Source organism: Inhella gelatinilytica, from assembly GCF_016093295.1.
Classification (GTDB): domain Bacteria; phylum Pseudomonadota; class Gammaproteobacteria; order Burkholderiales; family Burkholderiaceae_C; genus Inhella; species Inhella gelatinilytica.
Window position 1 is genome coordinate 270047 of the sequence record NZ_JAEDAL010000001.1, and the last position, 20087, is coordinate 290133.

Here is a 20087-nt window from a genome sequence, read left to right on the forward strand (position 1 = left end):
GCATCGTTAAGAGCGCCGGTATTTGTCGAGCACGGCCTTGAGACGACCGGACTGCCGCAAGCGGTCCAGGGCCTCCAAGATCAGCCGCGGTTCATGGCGAGGCTGGGGCGCCAGCAAGCAGCGGGTTTCGACTTCGGAGACCACCCGCAGCAAGCGCAGGCCCTCATGCCGGGCACGTTCACGGTTGAAAGCGTGCAGTGCGTATTCATTGACCACCCCAACGGGAACACGGGAGCGGGCCAACTTGGCCAGCACCGCCGCCTGGTCCGGGGCATCGTCCCGAATCATGCGCCCGCTGACGAATTCAGACTTCAGTGCGGGGTAGAGATACCCATGAACGGTACCCACCCGCCACGGATGGGACGGCACGGGCTTCACGGGCCAGTGGGTAGGGCCATCGGGCGCGGCCACCAACACATCGCGCAGCGTCAAGATGGGGGCACTCCAGCGCCCGGCAGACACGGGGCTACCCCACCAGTCGGGGTGCATGGGGCACTGAAGGTCCACTTCGCCGGCCTCCATGGCCGTGACCGCCCGCATCGCGGGCAAGCGCACCCATTCCACGGGGACGCCCATTTCCAATCCCAGCAAATGCATCAAATCGGGCAGGATGCCCGCGGGCCCCGGGCCACCGTCCGCCATAACGAAGGGCGGGCCCCAGGTGGCAGGCAAGGCCACGCGCAGCGCTGGCGCCGATGGCAGAGCGGCGGCCCCGGCCGCGAGCAAGACGTCCCGACGATCCATACCGCGCTCAGCCCGGAGAGAGCGGGGCCAAGCCCCGGGCTTCACCGGAAAATGCCGCCGCCAACAGTGGCGCCACGCTCAGGGCGTTCGTGGGGTGGGCAATGCAGTCGGTGCTCCAAATAGCTTGCACGCCAGCGGCGCGAACCTGGGCCTCCGCATCCCCCCCAAAAAGGGCATGCGTCACGGCCACGCTCACTGAAGCGGCACCGGCCGCCAGAGCCAGCCGGGCGGCTTGGGCCAACGTCCGCCCGGTACTCGCCACGTCGTCGACCAACACCACGTCCCGGCCGACCCAAGGCACGTCCGGCAGGGCGATCCGAACCTCGCGGTCACCCTGGCGCTCCTTGGTGCAGACCGCCCAAGGCAGGCCGGCGGCTTCGCCCGCCACGCGAACCCACTGCTCAGCCTCACCATCCGGTGCCAGCAACAACGCGCCCGGGCGCTGCTGGGCCGCCCACAGCCCCAAGAGCGGCGCAGCAGAGAGCGCCAGCCCCTGGCGCCCGGGCAAGACAGCCGCCAGGGTTGCCACCCGGTGCAGGTGCGGATCCACAGTGACAACGGCCTCGAACGACTGGGCCAACACCCGCCCAAAGTGACGCTGGCTCACCACTTCGCCCGGGTTGAAGGCCACGTCTTGCCGCATGTAGCCCAAGTAAGGCGCGATCAAGGTCAGGGTCTCGGCACCGAGCTCGCGCGCACCGCCCGACACCAGCAGCAATTCGGCCAGCCGGGCATTGGCGTTCTGAAGGCCCCGCAACACCACCACCTGGGGCGGCAAGTGGGGCGGCAATCGCAAGCGGCTTTCGCCATCGGGGAACCGGTGAATCTCCACCTCATGCATCGGGCAGCCCAGGACCTGAGCCAGAGCCCGTGCGAGCGGGGCCTCGTCAGGCCAAGCCAGCAGCACGTCAGGGCGAGGCCAGGCCGTCATCGCCCGCCACTCCCCAGCGGGGGCGTGACACTGGTGGCGGCGCCGATGACCCACCCGTTGTCAGCCTCAGCGAGTTGGCGGGCAAACGCCAGATCGGCCTCAAAGCGGGCATGCAGGCGATAAAGCAACTGTCCGGCCTGCACCGTGTCCCCCAAACGAACCGCCAGATCCAAGCCCGCCTCCGGCACCTGTGGGGCGCCCGAGAGGCGAGCAATGCGGGCCAGTCGCAGGTTGTCCACGCTGACCAAGGTCCCAGCGGTGGGCGCGAGAACATCAAACATCAACGGGGCCGGCGCCGGCGGCGTTCGCCGCCCTTGGGCTTCGATCAGGGCTTCCATCTGAGCCAGGGCACGGCCGCTTTCCAGAATGTCTCGGGCAAGGTGCCAGCCCTCGCCGCCGCGCACGTCGGGGTCAAATTCGATCATGCGGCCCGCCAGCCACAAGGCCTTTTGGCGCAGGTCCTGCGGGGCCATGGGGTCGTTGCGCAGCACCTGCATCACGTCGCGCGCTTCCAGCAGCGGGCCAATCCCCCGACCGATCGGCTGCTGACCGTCGGTCACCATCACCTCCAACTGCAGACCCAGGCGGCCGGCCACGTATTCAAAGAGCCGCTTGAGGCGCTGGGCTTCGGGCATGGTCCGGACCTTGGCACTGGCCCCCACGGGAATGTCCAGCACCAGGTGGGTCGAGCCCGCCGCGATTTTCTTGCTCAGAATGGACGCCACCATTTGCCCTGGTGAGTCAATCGCCAAGGGCCGTTCGACCGATATCAAGATGTCATCGGCAGGCGAGAGATCGGCGGTGCCCCCCCAGGCAATGCAGCCCCCGGTTTGGCGCACGATGGCCTGGAGGCGGTCCATGGGCAATTCGACTTCGGCCATCACCTCCATGGTGTCGGCCGTGCCCGCGGGGCTGGTGATGGCCCGCGAACTCGTCTTGGGGCAGCGCATGCCGTGCGCCGTGACGATGGGGACCACCAGCATCGACGTCCGGTTGCCCGGAATACCGCCGATGCAGTGTTTGTCCACCACGGGGGCATGGCCCAGGTCGGCACGCCAGTCGATGCGGCGACCCGCGGCAATCATGGCCTCGGTCAGGTGCAACACCTCGTCGCGGTCCAGCTCATACTGGTTGGTGGCGACGACGAAGGCAGCCAGCTCAATTTTGGAATAGCGCGCACCGGCGATGTCGGCCATCACCGCGTGCAGGTCGTCGCGGCCCAAGCGCTCCCCCGCAATCTTGCGTCGGAGCGCAGCAATGGAGGGCGGGGGCTCGGCATGTTCAATGCGCGCCGTGTGGCCTTCGGCCACCCCCAGTCGCCGAAAAGCCTCCTCGGAAAGGCCCAAGTCACACGGCGGCACGATGCGCTCGTCGTCCACCACATTGAGGACCGCCGAGATGACTTCCCCATTGGCCTGGACGGTTACTTTGGAAAGCGCCTGAAAACCCTCGGCACGCACGACAGGACAGTCCCGGTGCAGATAGGCCACGTTTTCGCGCCAGGTATCGATGCCGACGCGCCGCACATGCAGGGTGGGTTGTTGCATAGAACCGATCTTCAGACCATCAGGGCGTGTTGAACGGGCCCTGCGCCTTCAATTGTTCGGCAATCTGTGCAGGATCTCCCACCACGATCCAAGAAAACGTCGCCGGATCAAAGTAGCGCCGGGCCATGGTTTGCACCTGGGCCGCACTCACCCGCTGAATGGCCGGCACATAGTCGGACAAGGCCGCGGGCGGCAAACCTTTGAGCCAATTGCCCGCCAAAGACTGCGCCACGGCGGCTTGCATCTGCATGGTCAGCAGGTAGCTTCCGGCGACGTAGCGCTTGTTCATGGCCATTTCTTCCGCACTGATGGGTTCGTCCGCCAAACGTTTGAACTCTTTGCCGTACTCCGCCATGGCCGCGCCCGTGACCTCGTTGCGTACATCCGCACCGCCCATCACCACGCCACCCAGCAGATAGGTGCCGTCCCCGGCATAGGCGCCATAGGTGTAGCCTTTTTCTTCGCGCAGATTCATGTTGATGCGGCTGGAAAAGCTGCCGCCCAAGATCGTTCCGGCCAGACGCAGCGCCGGAACATCCTCAGCCTGAGCGGGAATGCCGGGTCGGCCGAGCCGCAGGGTGGCCTGCACACTGCCGGCCCGCGCAATGAGTTGGTGCTGGCGCGGCAGGCTCGCCGGGGCCAAAGGCGCCACCGCACGCGGGGCGCCCTGGGCCTTCCAGTCCCCCAGCGCGACGCGGGCCCAGCGCAGGGCCGGACCCGGTTGCACGCGGCCGGCAATGACCAGCAAGGCGCGATCGGGGCGGAAGCGGACTGCGTGCTCCGTGCGCAACCACTCGGCCGTGATGCCCTGCAAGCCCGCCTCGGTTTCTTGGGTGCGGGCATAGGGATGGTCACCGTACACCGCACGCCCCAAGGCGCCGTCCGCCAAGAAATTCGGGTCGGCGCTGGCGGCTTTCAACGCCTGCAGGGCATTGGCCCGCGCCAAGGCCACTTCGGCCTCGGGGAAGCTGGCCTGGCGAGTGACCTCGGCCAGCAGCTTGAGCATGGGCTCAGCCTGGGAGGCCAGGGCATGGGCTTGCACGGTCAACCCATCGCGACCGGCGCTGGCGCCCACCGCGCCGCCCATGCCCTGGGCGGCTTCGGCAATGGCCTGGGCGGAGCGCTGCGTCGTGCCCTCGTTGAGCAGGGCGGCGAGCAGTTTGGCGGCAGCGGGCCGATCTGCGGGGTCGGCCGTGAAGCCGGCCCCTTTCAAACTGAGCACGAAATCCACCCGGGGCGGGCCGGAGCGGGGGACGACCCAGACCTGCAAGCCATTGGGCAAGGTGGTGCGGTGCACGGTGGGGGGCGGGATGGTCTGCTCCGGGGCGAACGCCGGAAGATCCGCAGGCAGCGGGGCATTGCCCGCGGCGGGCAGCCCCAACAGGGCCAAGGCCAGCGGGCCAGCCGCACGCATCAAAGTAGGGAACCGAGACATGGGGGAACTCCTGCGCATCAAGGCTTGGCGGGCGTCGGACGGCGATCAATCACCGAGCGGTTTTCGACCGTGAGATAGGTGCGGGCCACCCGCTGCACGTCGGCACTAGTCACAGCCTGGATCCAGCCGGGAATGCGGTTCACCACCTCGGCATCGCCCCACAGGGTCTGCAGTCGGGCCAGCAGGTCCGCCCGTTGCATGAAGTTCTCCAGTCCGTTGAACCAATTGGCCTTGAGTCGGGTCTGGATGCGCGCCAAAGTCGGGGCGTCGACACCGTCCTTCACCACGCGCGCAATCTCCTGGTCCAGCGCACTCAGCACGGCGTCCGCCGTGTGCTCCGCCTTGTAGACGGCAAACAGCGTCCACAGGCTCGGGCCGTCGTATTCCCAGGCACTGGTCAGCCCGTAGAGCGAGTCCAGGTTCAGCGTGAGCTCGCGCCCCTTGACCAAGCCCAGGTAGAAGCGCGAGGCCTCACCACCTGCCAGCAACTCGCCCAACACGGCAAACGCCGCCTGGTCGGGGGAGCCCCGATTGGGCAACTTCCAACCCACCGTCACGGCCGGCAGTTGGGCCAGAGCGTCGGTTTGGGCGAGCCGCCGCTCCGCCGTGTTGAGCCCTTCCGAAAAATCGGTCGGCTTGGGCGTGGGCCGCGCCGGAATGCCTCCGAAATACTTTTGCGCCAAACGAAAGCCTTGTTCGGGCGTGATGCTGCCCGCGATGGACAACACGGCGTTGTTGGGGCCGTAGTAGTCGCGGTGGAACGCGCGCACATCCTCCAGGCTGGCGTTCTCCAGGTCTTCAAAGCTGCCGTAGCCGTCGTGCTTGTTTTCCCATTTATCAAAAGCCAATTGGCCGATGTCAATCCACATCACGGCGCCGTAGGGCTTGTTCTGCACGTTGACGCGGATTTCCTCCTTCACCACGTCCTGCTGGTTCTTCAGCGACTCGGCGCTGAAGTCCAGGGTTTTCATGCGGTCGGCCTCGAGCCACAGCAAGGCTTCCAAGGCGGAGGCGGGCGCGGTCTCCACGTAATTGGTGAAATCCGGCCGGGTCGAGCCGTTGTTGTCACCGCCGCCGCCCGTGACCACGCGGTCGAAGACGCCCTTGGGGGCTTGGGGCGTGCCCTGAAACATCAGGTGCTCAAACAGGTGTGCAAAACCCGTGCGGTTACGCGGCTCCAGGCGCATGCCCACGCGGTACACCACGCTCACGCCCACCGTGGGCGAGCTGGCATCGGGGGAGATCAGCACGGTCAACCCGTTGCTCAAAGTCTTACGGGCGACGGGCACCTTCCAGGTGTCCGCCAGGGTCACAAGGCTGCTGCAGGCCAACAGCCCCAGCACCAGCACGGAGCGCAACATGGCGCCTCCCTCAAGTCAGAAGTTGGGCGGGCAGCGTAGCGCAAACGCGAGCGGGCGGCGTCCCGAGGATGCGGGGCGCCGCCGGGGATACTGGGCCATGCTTGCATCCACTGCCCGCACCGCCATCCCGCGCACCGTCTGGGTGCTCGGGATGGTGAGTCTGCTCACGGACATTTCCTCGGAAATCATCCACAGCCTGCTGCCGCTCTTCATGGTGGGCACCTTGGGGATGAGCATCTTTTGGGTGGGTGTGATCGAGGGGGCGGCGGAAGCCACCGCCTTGATCGTGAAAGTGTTCTCGGGGGCTTTGAGCGACTGGCTGGGCAAACGCAAGGGCTTAGTGCTGCTCGGCTATGGCCTGGGGTTCTTGAGCAAACCCTTGTTTGCGCTGGCCTCCAGCGCAGGCTGGGTCGTTGGGGCACGCTTGGCCGACCGTTTTGGCAAAGGCGTTCGCGGCGCCCCGCGCGATGCCCTGATTGCCGATGTCACGCCGCCCGAAATTCGAGGGGCGGCCTTCGGTCTGCGTCAGGCTTTGGACACGATCGGCGCCTTCCTCGGGCCGCTGCTGGGCGTGGGCCTGATGCTGCTCTGGGCCAATGACTACCGGGCGGTCTTTTGGGTGGCGGTCGTGCCGGCGGGTTTGGCCGTCGTGCTGGTGCTCATGGGCGTTGAAGACTCCGGCGGGGTAGAACGCCGCGCCGGCGTGAATCCCTTGCAGCGCTCGCAACTGGCCCGCTTGCCCCAGGGCCTGTGGCACGTGGTGGCCTTGGGCGCGGTCTTCACCTTGGCTCGCTTCAGCGAGGCCTTCTTGGTCCTGCGCGCCGCGGAACTGGAGGTGCCCCCGGCAGGCGTGCCCTTGGTGATGGTGGTGATGAGTGTGGTGTATGCCGCCACCGCCTTTCCCTTTGGTCGGCTGGCGGACCGCGTGCCACCTCAGCGCCTGCTGATGGGGGGCATGGCCGTGCTGGTGGGCGCAGACTTGGTGTTGGCCTCCGCCCACAGCTGGTGGGGCTTGGCTGCGGGTGTGGCGCTGTGGGGCATGCACATGGGCATGACGCAGGGCTTGCTGGCGGCCCTGGTGGCCCGCTTTGCCCCGGCCGACCTGCGAGGCACGGCCTTCGGTGTGTTCAACCTCGCCTGTGGCGTCGCCCTGTTGCTGGCCAGCGCTCTGGCGGGTTGGTTGTGGCAGCAATGGGGCTCGGGCGCCACATTCGTGACCGGGGCGGCCCTGGCGGCACTGAGCGCACTCGGCGTGGGATGGCTGTGGGGCTGGAAAGCCCTCAACGAATGAGCATGTCCGGTCGCGTCGGGCCATGCCTTTTGGCTGTGGCGTCTGAGCTTTCGAAAATGGCAAGTTTTGCTTCCTTCGGAACCTCCCCATGGTTTTGCGTGCACACGTTGCAGCCCTGCTGTCCGCCACCGTTTTGGCGCTGGGCAGCGCGAGCACAGCCCCGGCCTTTGCGGCCGCCGAGCCCCTGACGCTGGAGCGCCTGTTTCGCGCCCAACCCTACCGCGGCGAAGCCGCACGGGATGCCGCATTCAGTGCCAGCGGTCGCTATGTCGCCTACCGCTGGAACCCGCATGGGGAACCCGGCTTGGACCTGTACGTGCACGACACCCGCACCGGTCAGACCCAGCGCCTGACCTCGCCGGGCGCGATGACCCCCTTCGACGGCCCCGATGAGCAGGCACGTTTTGCCCGCAAGCTGCAGCAGCGCCATCAGGACTGGCAAGACCGACAAGCCCAGGAAGAGGCACAGGCCGCCTATTTGCGGGGCGAACCCGTGGACCTGACGCAATGGGAGCGCGCCGCGCTGGACAAGCTCAAGGCCCAGGCTCAGGCCAAACACCAGCGAGACGAGGCCCAGAAGGCGGCCGACAAGGCAGACGCGGAGCAGGAGAAGAAGGCCATGGCCGCCTTGGCCGCGCGTCGGGCGGGCAAAGCGCCTGCCACCACCCCGGCTCCCGCCACACCGGCTGCGCCCACACCAGCCCCCGCGGCATCGGCCCCCGAGTTGAAGAAGGACGACTGGGAGTGGCGGGACGAGCTGAAAAAACAACAGCAGAAGAACAAGCTCAAACCCGAGGACTTGTACCCCGGCGTGGCGCAATTCGTGTGGGCGCAAGAGGCCGAGGAGCTGGTTTTCCAATACCGCGGGGCCTTGTTCCGCTGGCAGGCCGGGCAGGACAAGCCCCAACTGCTGATGGGCATGAACCGCGGCTTGCGCGTACTCGCCTATGGCCCCGGGGACCAATCGCTCTTTGTGCAGGATGAGACGCGGGTGCTGCGCCTGCGCTTCAAGGGCCTCTCGGTACAAACGCTCAACCGTGAATTGGTCCACGCGGACGACGTCGACAAGAAGTACAAGATCGCTCAGACCACGGTGAGCCGCGATGGCCGTTGGATGGCCCTGTTGGCCCAGGCCCCCTTGGGCGAGGAAGGCAAACCGCCGCCCAAGGCGGGGCGGCAAGTGGAAATCATGGGCTACGACCAGCGCTTCGCGACCGCCAAGAAGGTGGACCGGGAGGTCTCCGATGACAAGCGGCAGGTGCTCCCCACCGCGCTTTACATCCGCGCCGTGCCGGCCGAAGGGGCCGCCCCCGCCGCCCAACCCGAACCAGTGTTCACCCACAAAGGCGGAGACGTGTGGTTTGAGATGAGCCCCGTGGTGTGGAGTCGCGACGGTCAGCGCTACACCTTTGCCACCTGGGAGCGCGAGCGGGAACTGCTGCGCGTGTATCTCGGCAACGCCGACGAGAAAGCCAAACCCGAAGTCGTGATCGAGCGCCGGGGCGACGTGGGTCATGAGGTGGTCAACGTGCTGCGCCCGCACTTCACACCGGACGGGCAAACGCTGGTCACCGTGCTGGATGACGGGGGCTGGCGTCAGCCCTATGCCTTGGACCTCAAGGCCCGCCAGTTGCGGGCCCTGCTGAAGGGGGACTTTGAGGCCCACCAGGTGCTCGGCTACACGCGCGACAGCCGCCATGGCTTTGTGCTGGCCAACAAAGACGATTGGGCCGCCATGAACGTCTATCGGTTTGGCGTCGCCGATGGGACGATGCAGGCGTTGGGGGCGGCCGGGGACTACCACCGCAATGCCGCAGTCTCGGAAGACGGCCGTCAGGCGGTGGCGGTCGCCGGCCACTGGGCCGCTCCCCCGGAGCTGAAGCGATTGACGCTGGGCGCACCGGCCAAGGTCTTGACGCAAAGCCACGACCCGGCCTGGGCGGGGTTGATGCGTACCCGGGTGCCGGAACGGTTCAGCTTTAAGAACCGGCACGGCGACCTCTTGCAAGCCTATGTTTTCAAACCAAAGGGCTGGCAAGCCACGGATCGGCGGCCGGCCGTGGCCTACGTCTATGGCGGGCCCCTGAACGACCGTCATTCGGTGGAACTGGACAGCTATCAGCCCACCGCGTACCAGTTCTCGATGTACATGGCCGAGCGCCACGGTTACGTGATGGTCACCCTCGACACCCGGGGGCATTCCAACTACGGCCGGCGCTTTTCCGACGCCAATTGGGAAGCACCGGGCGTGCCCCAGACCGAGGACCTGGAAGACCTGCACCGCTACATGGTGCAGAACCTCGGCGTGGATGGGGCGCGGGTTGGCCTGAACGGCTGGAGCTTTGGCGGCTTCCAAACCCAGCACACCCTCTTCACCCGGCCCGACCTGTATGCGGCGGGTATCGCCGGAGCGGGCCCGACCGAATGGGAAAACTACAACAGTTGGTACAGCGGTCGCACCATTGGCGCGGTGGACCGCAGCAAACCCACACTGCGCAAGTATTCGCTGTTGCCGCTCGCGAAAAATCTGAAGAAGCCCTTGCTGCTGGTGCACGGCATGATGGACCCGAACGTGCTCTATCAAGACACGGTCAACGTCTACCGCGCCCTGCTGGAGTCGGGCAAGGAAACCTTGGTGGATCTCTTCCTCGACCCCGAGGGAGAGCACGGCATGGGCGGCGCCGTGAAGACCGCTGGCTGGCACCGCAAGTACGAAGCTTTCTGGCTGCAGCACCTGGGGCGCGCGCCGTAAACGGCATCGACCGGCGAATACAAAAGGCCACTCACGGGTGGCCTTTTTCTTGCAGGGCAGTCCTTACAGACCGGTCGGCGCGCTGGGGTCCACCCCCACCCAGTCCACGGTGCTGAAGGGGTCGGGCAACAAGCCGCTGCCGATCAGGATGGACCAGCCGGCCGACTGGACCCAGTCGTCGATGTCCGGACTGAACTCCAGCAGTCCGGCCTTGGTTTCGTGAACACGAGCCAAACGCACCAAATCGAAATTGTCGCCAAGCCAAGCGTAGGTCGCCGGCGTGACGCCAGGAGCCAGCACCCAGGTGTCTGGTGATTCGACTCGCAACTCAATAGCTACCGGTGCACCCTGGTACGGGTGAGCCCCCTGAGCTTCAGCGACACCGACGAGTTCCAAAAGCCCATCCCCCTCCAGCACTTCCACTGGCGCGACGGATGCCCACAGATCCGTGAGGCCGATCGGTAACAGGGCAAGATTTAGGGCGTCCACAGCCGGAACTACCCGATCGCCAAACGCCCCCAAAGACAACGAAGTAGCGGTGGCATCAAACACTGATCCCTCACTGTCAATAGTGGACAGCGCCCAGGGCTTGAAAGAAAAAGGCAACCGATTCGACATGGCGAGCTCACCACATGTGGGGTATTGGAGGATTTTGACAAAGCTCAGGGCTTGATGCAAAGCGATGTGCCCCCTAGACTGCGCAGCTCATCCGCTCAGGCGCCGGCTCGCGCGCCATCCCGGAGGTCGACATGAAGGTTCTGCACCCCTGCTAACGCCTCGCCAAGGCCCGCGCCTTGGCTCCGCTGGCGCGCCCGCACCGGCCCGCCCAACTTCATGCTCATGTCCGCTTCAACGCGGCCTCCTACTGCCATGCGAATCTTGTTCATCGCCGCGCTGCTGGGCGCGGCGGCGCCGCTGGTTGCGGCCCCCCTGTCCGAGCCCCCACAGCTGCCCGTCCTGGCGCTCACGTCCCCAGCGCCACCGGTGAAGATCGACGGGCGCTTGGAAGAAGCCCTGTGGCGCCAAGCCCCGCCCTTCGAGGCCTTTCAACGCTTTCGTCCCGACAGTGCCCCCGATGCCGGGCCCTATCGAACCGAGGTCCGCCTGCTGCTGACCGCCGAGGCCCTGGTGATCGGCCTGCGGGCATGGGACCCCGACCCCCAGCAGTTGCGGGCCCCGCTGGCGCGCCGCGATCAGGTCTGGCCCGATCAGGACAGCCTGACGGTGTGGATCGACCCCACGGGGCGTCAACAAGTTGCGCAGTTCGTGCGGGTCAACGCAGCGGGTGTGATCCACGATGGCTTGTACAGCGCCGCCGCGGATGATGAAGACACCGCCCCCGACTTCTGGGAAGTCGAGGCCGCAGCCCACCGCTTGCCGGATGGCTACAGCGTCGAAATCCGCTGGCCGCTGAGCGCGCTGCGCTACCCCTTGCAGGGCGTCTTGCCCTGGCGCGTCATGGTCAGCCGGCGGGTACCGCGCGAGCCCGCGCTCACCTTTACCAGCACGGCACTGAATCGCGAGCACCCCCACCTGCTGGCCCAGATGCAGACGCTGTCCGGCCTCGACGAGGTGCTCCCTGAGCGGCTGGCCCGGGCGGAGCACCGGGTGTTGCGCAGTGAACTCACGCTGCGGCGTGGCCGCCCGGAGCGCGCCAGCCCGCAGGCCAATTTGGGGCTCGAACTGCAGTGGCGTCCGCGCGCCGATTGGGTGCTGGATGCCACGTTGCGCCCGGACTTCTCGCAAGTGGAGTTGGATGAACCGCAGTTGGCCGGCAACACCCGATTCGCCCTCTTTCAAGCCGAAAAACGGTCCTTTTTCTTGGAGAGCAGTGAGGTGCTGGGACACGTCATGCCCGACGACTGGGGCGTGGCCCGCGGGCTCTTGGCGTTCTATTCCCGCACCGTGGCGGACCCCCGCTGGGGCGTTCGCGCCACCTGGCGCGGAGCCCAGGCCGAGGCCACGGCACTGGCACTGCACGATGCCGGCGGGGGCCAGCGCTGGCGGCCGGGGCCCTTCGGGACCGAGGCCGAGGCGGTAGCGCGCGCCTCGCGCGCCCTCTTTGCGCGCCACCGCATGCAGTGGCACGACGACTGGGCGCTGGCTGGCTTGGTCTCCGTCCGCGATTGGCAAGGCGGGGGCCAAACCCGCTTGCTAGGGCTGGACTTTCAGGGAGAGCCGTCGGAGGCCAATCAGTGGCGGGGCCACTGGCTCATGAGCGAGGACCGAACCGGTCCGGGCGCGAGCCCCTCGGCGCACTCCGAACGGGGTCACGCCGCTTGGGTGTCATGGCGACACCGGGGCGAGGGACTGCGCTGGCACGCGCACTGGGAACACATCTCCCCGCGATTCGTGAACGACAACGGCTTTGTGCCCCAGGCCGGCATTGAGCGGCGAACGCTGGAGTGGGTGCGCCCCATTCACCCCGAGTCGGGCCCCCTCGTGGAGTGGGAGTGGATGGTGCGACTGCTGGACACCCGAGCGCTGCGCGACCCGGAGCACGGCGTGCTGCAGCGCCAAGCCAGCGCGCAGGCCGTGCAACCGGGCTTCTGGCTTCTGGGGCCCTGGGACACCGGACTGTGGGTCCATGCCAATGAGGAACGTCAGCGGGCCCAGGCGGGAGGGCCACTGCACCGGCCCCGGAGTTGGACCCTGGGCTTTGAGTCCCACCCCGGCCCGCGGTGGCACTTCGCGCAGGCCGACCTCACCTGGGGTGAACGGGTAGACGTCGAAGCGGACAGGGTGGTTCGGGGCTTGAGTCTGAGCAGTCAGTTCAACTGGCGCACGGTCCTGCCAACCGGCTGGGGGCTGGAATTGGAGCAGCGCTGGGCGCTGAACCATCTGCAAACCCCCTCCGGGAGTGAGTGGGCCCTGCGGGAGCGGCAGTCTCAGACCAAGCTCTTGCTTCTGCTCAGCCCCGAGCAGGCCCTGCGCTGGGTCCAGCAGCGGGGCTTGGGCGAGCGCCGGGGGGAGCCCGGCTTGGCCGCTCGCCAACATCGCGACCGCACCACCACCTTCACGTGGCTGGCCCGCGCGGGCGCGCTCAGGGGCTGGAGCCTGGGCCTGAACCTCAGTCGCCCGGCACTGGGGGCCGTGCAGCAGCGGGAACTGTTTGTGAAGTACCAGCAGGGGTTTGCCCTCTGAAGTTCGCGCCCCACGAGCGCCGGCGCGGGCCAGAATCGACCGTGCCGCCGACCCCTCGTTCGGCGCACCGGAGGATGCATGAACTTCTTTCTGAAACTGCGCGTGGGCCAGCGGCTGGGCGGGTCTTTCATTGCGCTGTTGGCCTTGTTGCTGTGCGTCGCGGTCGTGGGCTGGGTGGAGCTGGGCCACAGCAACGATCGGCTGAAGGCGGTGTACCAGCAGCGCACCGTGCCTCTGGAGCAACTCGGGCGCGTGAACGCCATGGCCATACGCGACCGCTACTTGCTGGCCGAAGCGCAGTTGCTGCGCAACGACTCCGCCACCGCGCGCGCTTTGCAGGAATTGAGCAGTAACGCCCAAGAGTCCGACCGGCTCTTGGCAGCCTATCTGGCGGGCAGCCTCAGTGCGGAAGAAAAAGACCTGGCCGCGCAGTTGATGACGGCCCGCACGGCCTACGCGCGCGAGGGGCTGGCCGAAGCCCGTAAAGCCCTGGAGGAGCGTGACTTCAATGGCGTGCAGAACGCCTTCCTGGGCAAAGTGGCTGAATACGCGCCGCCCGTGGCCCAGCACCTGGGTGCGCTGTTGGCACTGCAAACGCGTCAGGTCCAAGCGGAATACGCAGCGGCCGAAGCCGCACAGGCCCGCAGCCAATGGCTGGTGGGGCTGCTTACCGCCACGGCGCTGGTGCTCGGGGCAGCGTTGGGCTGGCGCATCACCCGCTCCATCACCGCCCCCACCCGCAAGGCCTTGCGCTTGGCGCAGGCCGTGGCCGCGGGGGACTTGAGCACCCGCATCGAGGCCAAGGGCCACGACGAAATTGGGCAATTGCTGGCGGCGCTGGCCGAGATGAACGATCAACTGGGGCGTTTGGTTCGGCAGGTGCGGGAGAGCGCCGACTCCATCGCCACGGGCACGTCCGAAATTGCCAGTGGCAACGCCGACTTGTCCATGCGCACCGAACAGCAAGCCGCCAGCTTGGAGGAAACAGCCGCATCCATGGAGCAGATGAGCGCCACCGTGCGGCACAACGCCGAAACGGCGCTCAATGCCTCGCAATTGGCCACTGCGGCCAGTGAGGTGGCCGAGCGGGGAGGCGAGGTGGTGGGGCAGGTGGTGTCCACCATGAACGACATCAGCACCAGTTCCAAGCGAATCGCCGACATCATCGGGGTCATCGACGGAATTGCGTTTCAAACCAACATCCTCGCGCTGAATGCAGCGGTGGAGGCGGCGCGAGCCGGCGAACAAGGGCGTGGATTCGCGGTGGTGGCCGGCGAAGTGCGCCTGCTGGCCAGTCGCAGTGCCGAAGCCGCCAAGGAGATCAAAGGCTTGATTGGCGCCAGTGTGGACCGGGTGGAGGCGGGGGGCAGGCAGGTGGCCGACGCGGGCCGCACCATGGGCGAGATCGTCAGCCAGGTGCAGCGGGTCGCCAGCCTGATTCGCGAAATGGACCACGCCAGCCGCGAACAGGCCCAGGGCATCGGGCAAGTCAGCGAAGCCGTCGCCGACTTGGATCGCACCACCCAGCAAAACGCGGCCCTGGTGGAACAGGCGGCCGCGGCGGCAGAGAGCCTGCGCCAGCAAGCCCACGCCCTCACCGGGGTGGTGGGGGTGTTCCGTCTCTGAGTCGCTGGGCGCTGGTCCGCTGGAGCGGCGTCGCGCTGAAGACAGGCCACCGCTAGGATGGCGTCATGCCCTGGAAGTCCCCGCTCGAGCAGGCCTTCGGCCAAAACAGTACGCAGCTCTTTTCCACCAAAGTCGCGGCCTATCAAGCGGCGCGCCCGGACTACCCCACCGCGCTCTTTGACTGGCTGGCTTCGCATCTGCCGGTGCACCCGGAGGTGCTGGACATCGGGGCTGGCACGGGACTGTTCACGCAAGGTCTTTTGGCACGTGGATGGCGGGTGCTGGCCGTCGAGCCCGACGCCGCCATGCGTGCCGCATGCGATGCCCGCTTGTCCAACGTCCCCCACTACCGAAGCGCAGCGGGCCTAGCTGAAGCCCTGCCGGCCGACGACCACAGTGTGGACCTGATCACGGCAGCCCAAAGCTTTCATTGGTTCGACCCCGTGCCCGCGCGACGCGAATGCACCCGGGTGCTGAAGCCGGGCGGGCGAGTGGCCCTGATCTGGAACGACCGGGACGAGGCCGCCCCGATCCACCAGGATTTGAATACCCTGTTCGCACAGTTTGGCGGGGCCGCTCGGGCGGCGCAGGTGGCGGACAACGAGCTGGAGCGGGCCGCCCAATTCTTGGGCGCGGGCGCTCAGTTCTGGCATGGCCCGCATCACCAGTTGCTCGACGCTGAGGGGCTGGAAGCCCTGGTTTTCAGCCGCTCCTACATGCCCTCACGTGAAAGCCACGACGGCAACGCGGTCGTCCGGGCGCTGGGTCACCTGTTTGATCGACACCAGCGCCAAGGCCAGGTGCGACTGCCCTACCAAACGCGCGCCTGGCTGGGCTAAACGCTCCACTTCCCCGTCGATTCAGCGCGTGATTTCTGCGGTTCATCGCAAGCCGCTCGCGCGCTCAAAGGGCTTCGCGCACAGTTCAGTCATCGCAACGCTGAACCCCGAGGAGCCCACCATGAACACCACCCCGTCGCGCATCGCCAGCCTCCTGACTTTCACCACCATGGTGGGTCTGAGCTTCGCCAGCGCCGCCGCTCTGGCCACCTTCCAGCCCGCCCTCGATGGCGTGAGCGAGACGGTGGTCATGCTGCCCCGGGTGGAGATCACGGCCAAGCGCCCTGAGGTGCCCCACCTGCCCACAGTGGTGGTGACGGTCAAGCGGGCATCCACGGACGCCGCACAGTTGGCGAAAGCCGAAGCCTGTGCGCCCAGCACCGCGGTGTGTTGATCGTCCACCGCGTTGCCCACCGAGCCCGGCCCTGGCCGGGCTTTTTCGTACTCGGGTCGCCCTGTCGGATCACGGCCGTTCACCCGATTCCAGCGCAATTCACCCCCGGCATTCCGCCGCTCGTCACACCCGACTCGCGCGCCGTCCGTGAAGGCGCCAGACTTCCCACCATCGCCCGTTTCAACCCCAAGGGGTCGCCATGAGCACATTGCGCGCCGTTGACTTTCTCACCATGACCGTGATGGCGGCTGGGGTCAGCGTCGCCAGCGCCGTGGCGTTGACGGTGTTCAACCCGGCGGCCGCCACGGCCGCCGCCCCGGTGGTGGTCCTGCCCCGCATCGAAATCACGGTGCCCGCGCCCGCTGGGGCTCAACTCCTGGCCGAGCCGCCGGCAGCCGGCGCCCTCAGGCCCTCGAAGCCTCGCCCCCAATAAACCGGCGCAGCACCGCCAGCGTGCGCACCGGGTCATCGCGCCACGGGCCGTGGCCCACATTAGCGAAGCGCTCAAACTGCACGCAGGCAGGCGGTAGCGCGGCCACGATCTCCTCGGCATCTTCAATCGGCGTGACCGGGTCGGTATCGCCCGCCATCACCAGCACCGGGCAGCGCACGCCCGCCAAGCCGGGCCGCAGATCCATGCGCTGCTGCTCGCCGGCCGCCGAAGTGAACAGGATTTCCGGACGGAACACCTGGCGGTGCCTGGCTTCGCCGTCCTGGGGCTGGGTGTTGTAGTGAGGCCGACACTGCACCTCGTAGGTCGCCCAGGTTTCTGCGCAGGGATTCGACCAAAACGCCTGCGATGCCGACTCCGCAGCCGGGCCGCCCAGGCGACCGAACCAGGCGTTCTTGCGTACCAACCCCATGTGGTGGGTGGTGCTGGAGAGGATCACCCGCGCCGGGTGATCGGGGTGACGCGCCAGGTAGCGCTGCGCCACAAACCCGCCAAAGCTCTGGCCCAGCACGATGGGCTTGACGATGCCCAGCCGCTCGCACAAGCGCACCACATCGTCCGCGAAGGTATCCAAAGTCCATTCGGAGGCTGGACGTTGATCGGAACGGCCATGCCCGCGCTGGTCGTAATAGACGACTTGCGCCAGATCAGCGAGTTGCGAAAAGAACGGCTTGAACCCCGTGTGGTCAAAGCCCGGTCCGCCATGGATCAAGATCAGCGTGGGTTTTTCCCGCAGGCGAGGCCCGTCCACCACATAGCCCAAGCCTTCCACATCGACAAACAAGCGGACGCCCGGTTCGATTTCAATCCGCATGCTCAAGTTCCCACCCGAACCAGGGTTCGGCCCGTGACGCGCCCCTGCAGGTAGTCTTCAAACACCGTGGGGAGTTCCCGCAATCCGACCTCGCGTTGGGCGATGGTGGCCAGGCCGGAAGGCTTCAGGTCGCCACCCAGGCGGGCCCAGACCTTCTCGCGCAAGGGTACGGGGCAATAGGTGCTGTTGATGCCCAGCAGGTTCACACCGCGCAGGATGAAAGGCATCACCGTGGTGTGCAGCTCATGGCTGCTGGCCAGGCCGATGCTGGCGATGGAACCCAGCGGCTGCATCGTCGCGCACAGCCACGCGAGCGGGGCGCCGCCCAGGTTGTCAATCGCGCCCGCCCACAGGGCTTTTTCCAGCGGGCGGACTTTCTCGGGCAGGCTGCTCGCCAGCATCACCTCGGCCGCGCCCAGGCCCCGCAGCCAGTCGGCGGCGTCGGCTTTGCCGGTCCAAGCGGTCACGCGGTAGCCCGCGCCCGCCAGCATGTTCAGGCCCAGACTGCCCACGCCGCCCGTCGCACCGTTCACCAACACCGGGCCGGCGGAGGGCGTGAGGCCGTTGTCTTCCAGGCGCTGAATGCCCATGGCCGCGGTGAAGCCGGCCGTCCCGATGGCCATGGCATCGCGCAGGCTCAGTCCCGCAGGGCAGCGCACGATCCAATCCCCGTGCACCACGGCTTGTTCGGCAAAACCGCCATCGCTCTCCTCGCCGATGCCGCAGCCGACAACGATCACGGGCTCACCGACAACGTAGCGCGGGTCCGCCGATTCGCTGACCACCCCCGCGAGATCGATCCCGACCACGAGCGGGAACCGCTTCATGATCTTGCCCGCCCCCGTGGCGGCCAGCGCGTCTTTGTAGTTGATGCCTGACCACTGAACCGCCACCCGCACCTGGCCCACGCCAAGGGGTTGGGGCGCCAGGGTTTCAAGGCGAGACATCACCCGACCATCTTCTTGGTGGGCGCGATAGGCGAGGTAGTCGGTCATGACGAACTCCGAATGCAAGCAGGGGCGCGGATGGGCTCAGAACCCCATCTTGGCCGACAGCGTGAAGCTGCGCGTCTTGGGGCTGCCGCGGTCTTGCGTGGCCATGGCGCCAAACGTCCAGTCGTTCACCACCGTGCGCACCCCCACCCCGTAGCTGCGCGGACTGCCCTGTTCACCGTAGCTTTCAGCCAGCAGCTCCACCGCATCGTTCAGGGCGTAGCCCACACCCAGCGCCGTCGCCCGAACGGTCTCATCGGCCAGCTTGGAATGCATCCACCCAACGTTGCCGTGCACAGTCCAGGCGCCAAGGCCATAACTCATCACCCACTTGGCAAAGTGGGCATCCTGGCGATAGCCGCTGCGCCCGGGCAGGCGCAGGCTCTCGAGCCCCCAGGCCAGCGTCAGGCCCAGGCCATCGCCCTTGCGCTCAATGAGCCCCGTCTTGCCGCTCAAGGTCAGTGAACTCGCGCTCACCCCCTCGGCCGTCGCGCGGCCGAAGGCCAAGCCCATTTGGGTGCTGAAGATCGCCTGGCATTGAAAGCCCGTGTTCCAACCGTGGGCTGAAATGCCCGCCGCCTTGGCTCGCTCGGCCACGGTCTCCCACTCGCACTGCCCCGGGCTCAGCACATCGGCATCTTCCGTGGCCATGGGCGCGCCCGCGTGACTGGCCGCCGCGACCAGCAACCCAGCGGCCACCAGCCCGAATTTCAATGTCTTCATACGACCTCCGAAAGGGGGATAACAACTTGCATTGTGCGCACGGCCCGAATCAGGCCAAGGACTTGGCGTGTACCGCCTGTAGCGCCGCTACAAACGCCTGAGCCGCACGGGGCGGCGCCGGCGTCCGGCGGATCACGCAACTGAAGGTACAGGGGTAAGCAAGGACCTCTGGATTCACGGCCCGCAGCCGACCGGATTCAACAAAGGGCGCGGCATAGTGATCCGGCAAAAAGCCGACAAAGCGCCCAGACAACACCAGCAAGCCCACCGCTTCCTGGTCGGACGCGCTGGCCTGGCGGCTCAGTTGCCGCGCATGGGCCAGCATGAGGTTGGGCGAGTGATAGTCCAGCCCTGCCAGCGCCTGGTGGCGCAAGTCCGCCCACCCGGGCCGCAGCGCCCGGGTCTCAAACCAGGGGTGACCCACCCCGGCATACAGCACCATGGTTTCGCGAAATAGCGGGGTGTAGACCAGTCGCTCCGAGCGCCGGTGCTCGGGCACCAGCCCCAAGTGGAACTGGCCGTCAATCACGCCCCGCTCGATGCTGCTGATCGACCCAATGTGCACGTGCAGCATCACATCGGGGGCCTGGTCGCGAAAACGGCTCAGTGCCAGCGGCACTTGTGCCGCCGGGTTGCTGGCGGTTTTCTCAAACACCGCCATATGCAAGTCGCCACCCAGGCGCTGGTGGATCTCGTGCAAGCGGCCGCGGAAGGCATCGGTCGCGCTCAGCAGCTGCTCGGCGGCCTCAACCAACTGCCGCCCCTCGGGCGTGAGCGCAAAGCCGCCGCGGCCGCGCCGGCACAGCACCAGCCCCAAGCGCTGCTCCAAGTCCTTCACGTGGCGGCTGATGGTGGAGATGGCGATGTTCAGTTCCAGTTCGGCCGCCGCCATTCCGCCGCAATCGGCCACGGCCTTGAACACCCGCAGCAAGCGCAAATCCACGTCACCCAACTGCCCGATCAGAGCCCTTGATTTTTTTGGTTGCATAAAAACTCAACTGAGCTGGGATATTTCGCCATCGTATTCAAGCAAATAAAAGCGC

Annotated in this window: 18 protein-coding genes; 7 read left to right on the forward strand and 11 right to left on the reverse strand. The window is 66.9% G+C overall.

The features are described from left to right. Window positions 1–6 precede the first annotated feature (6 nt). From I7X43_RS01290 to I7X43_RS01310, 5 genes are read right to left on the reverse strand one after another with little or no spacing between them, the layout of a single operon-like run. Window positions 7–744 carry a substrate-binding periplasmic protein gene (locus I7X43_RS01290; protein ID WP_198099080.1) on the reverse strand — a complete coding sequence of 246 codons (738 nt, stop codon included), beginning with the start codon at window positions 742–744 and terminating at the stop codon, window positions 7–9. Between the two features lie 7 nt (window positions 745–751). After that, entirely contained in the window at window positions 752–1675 is a 924-nt protein-coding gene (locus I7X43_RS01295) for a ribose-phosphate diphosphokinase (protein WP_198099081.1), read from the reverse strand. Continuing rightward, on the reverse strand, window positions 1672–3222 hold the full coding sequence (locus I7X43_RS01300; protein ID WP_198099082.1) for a thymidine phosphorylase family protein: 1551 nt from the start codon (window positions 3220–3222) through the stop codon (window positions 1672–1674). Before I7X43_RS01300 ends, I7X43_RS01295 begins: the two co-directional genes overlap by 4 nt. A gap of 19 nt (window positions 3223–3241) precedes the next feature. After that, window positions 3242–4657 (reverse strand): M16 family metallopeptidase, encoded by a 1416-nt coding sequence (locus I7X43_RS01305; RefSeq protein WP_246480084.1) that lies wholly within the window; start codon window positions 4655–4657, stop codon window positions 3242–3244. 17 nt (window positions 4658–4674) lie between these two features. After that, complete coding sequence (locus I7X43_RS01310; RefSeq protein WP_198099083.1) at window positions 4675–6018, reverse strand: M16 family metallopeptidase; 1344 nt, start codon at window positions 6016–6018, stop codon at window positions 4675–4677. A gap of 97 nt (window positions 6019–6115) precedes the next feature. On the opposite strand from I7X43_RS01310, the gene I7X43_RS01315 reads away from it, so the two are divergent. Together I7X43_RS01315 and I7X43_RS01320 are read left to right on the forward strand one after the other, a co-directional pair. Next, window positions 6116–7309: an MFS transporter gene (locus I7X43_RS01315; RefSeq protein ID WP_198099084.1), complete on the forward strand. Its 1194-nt coding sequence runs from the start codon at window positions 6116–6118 to the stop codon at window positions 7307–7309. Window positions 7310–7397: 88 nt separating this feature from the next. After that, window positions 7398–10061, forward strand: a complete 2664-nt coding sequence (locus I7X43_RS01320; protein ID WP_198099085.1) for a S9 family peptidase — start codon at window positions 7398–7400, stop codon at window positions 10059–10061. A gap of 63 nt (window positions 10062–10124) precedes the next feature. On the opposite strand, the gene I7X43_RS01325 is transcribed toward I7X43_RS01320, so the two are convergent. Both I7X43_RS01325 and I7X43_RS16480 read right to left on the reverse strand, forming a co-directional pair. Beyond that, window positions 10125–10679, reverse strand: coding sequence for a hypothetical protein (locus tag I7X43_RS01325; RefSeq protein ID WP_198099086.1), 555 nt, complete (start codon window positions 10677–10679; stop codon window positions 10125–10127). 95 nt (window positions 10680–10774) lie between these two features. After that, window positions 10775–10903: a hypothetical protein gene (locus I7X43_RS16480; RefSeq protein ID WP_259373354.1), complete on the reverse strand. Its 129-nt coding sequence runs from the start codon at window positions 10901–10903 to the stop codon at window positions 10775–10777. 28 nt (window positions 10904–10931) lie between these two features. Between I7X43_RS16480 and I7X43_RS01330 the strand changes: the two genes are divergently transcribed. The 5 genes from I7X43_RS01330 (at window position 10932) to I7X43_RS01350 (ending at window position 16497) form a co-directional block, all read left to right on the forward strand. Beyond that, entirely contained in the window at window positions 10932–13205 is a 2274-nt protein-coding gene (locus I7X43_RS01330; RefSeq protein WP_198099087.1) for a DUF5916 domain-containing protein, read from the forward strand. 78 nt (window positions 13206–13283) lie between these two features. After that, complete coding sequence (locus tag I7X43_RS16485; protein WP_198099088.1) at window positions 13284–14831, forward strand: methyl-accepting chemotaxis protein; 1548 nt, start codon at window positions 13284–13286, stop codon at window positions 14829–14831. Window positions 14832–14896: 65 nt separating this feature from the next. Then, window positions 14897–15670, forward strand: coding sequence for a class I SAM-dependent methyltransferase (locus I7X43_RS01340; RefSeq protein ID WP_198099089.1), 774 nt, complete (start codon window positions 14897–14899; stop codon window positions 15668–15670). Window positions 15671–15791: 121 nt separating this feature from the next. Beyond that, entirely contained in the window at window positions 15792–16064 is a 273-nt protein-coding gene (locus I7X43_RS01345; RefSeq protein ID WP_198099090.1) for a hypothetical protein, read from the forward strand. Between the two features lie 199 nt (window positions 16065–16263). Then, the gene (locus I7X43_RS01350) at window positions 16264–16497 is read left to right on the forward strand and encodes a hypothetical protein (protein WP_198099091.1); all 234 of its coding nucleotides are present in this window, start codon (window positions 16264–16266) and stop codon (window positions 16495–16497) included. Here the strand turns inward: I7X43_RS01350 and I7X43_RS01355 are convergent. Genes I7X43_RS01355 through I7X43_RS01370 form a run of 4 tightly spaced genes read right to left on the reverse strand, consistent with a single transcriptional unit; the run spans window position 16469 to window position 20032 of the window. Next, window positions 16469–17329 (reverse strand): alpha/beta fold hydrolase, encoded by an 861-nt coding sequence (locus tag I7X43_RS01355; RefSeq protein WP_198099092.1) that lies wholly within the window; start codon window positions 17327–17329, stop codon window positions 16469–16471. The two genes, I7X43_RS01350 and I7X43_RS01355, sit on opposite strands and share 29 nt — an antisense overlap. A gap of 2 nt (window positions 17330–17331) precedes the next feature. Next, window positions 17332–18324 carry an acrylyl-CoA reductase family protein gene (locus tag I7X43_RS01360; RefSeq protein WP_198099093.1) on the reverse strand — a complete coding sequence of 331 codons (993 nt, stop codon included), beginning with the start codon at window positions 18322–18324 and terminating at the stop codon, window positions 17332–17334. A gap of 36 nt (window positions 18325–18360) precedes the next feature. Further along, window positions 18361–19044: a PA4824 family protein gene (locus tag I7X43_RS01365; protein ID WP_198099094.1), complete on the reverse strand. Its 684-nt coding sequence runs from the start codon at window positions 19042–19044 to the stop codon at window positions 18361–18363. Window positions 19045–19093: 49 nt separating this feature from the next. Continuing rightward, window positions 19094–20032, reverse strand: coding sequence for a LysR family transcriptional regulator (locus I7X43_RS01370; protein ID WP_198099095.1), 939 nt, complete (start codon window positions 20030–20032; stop codon window positions 19094–19096). Window positions 20033–20087: the final 55 nt, after the last annotated feature.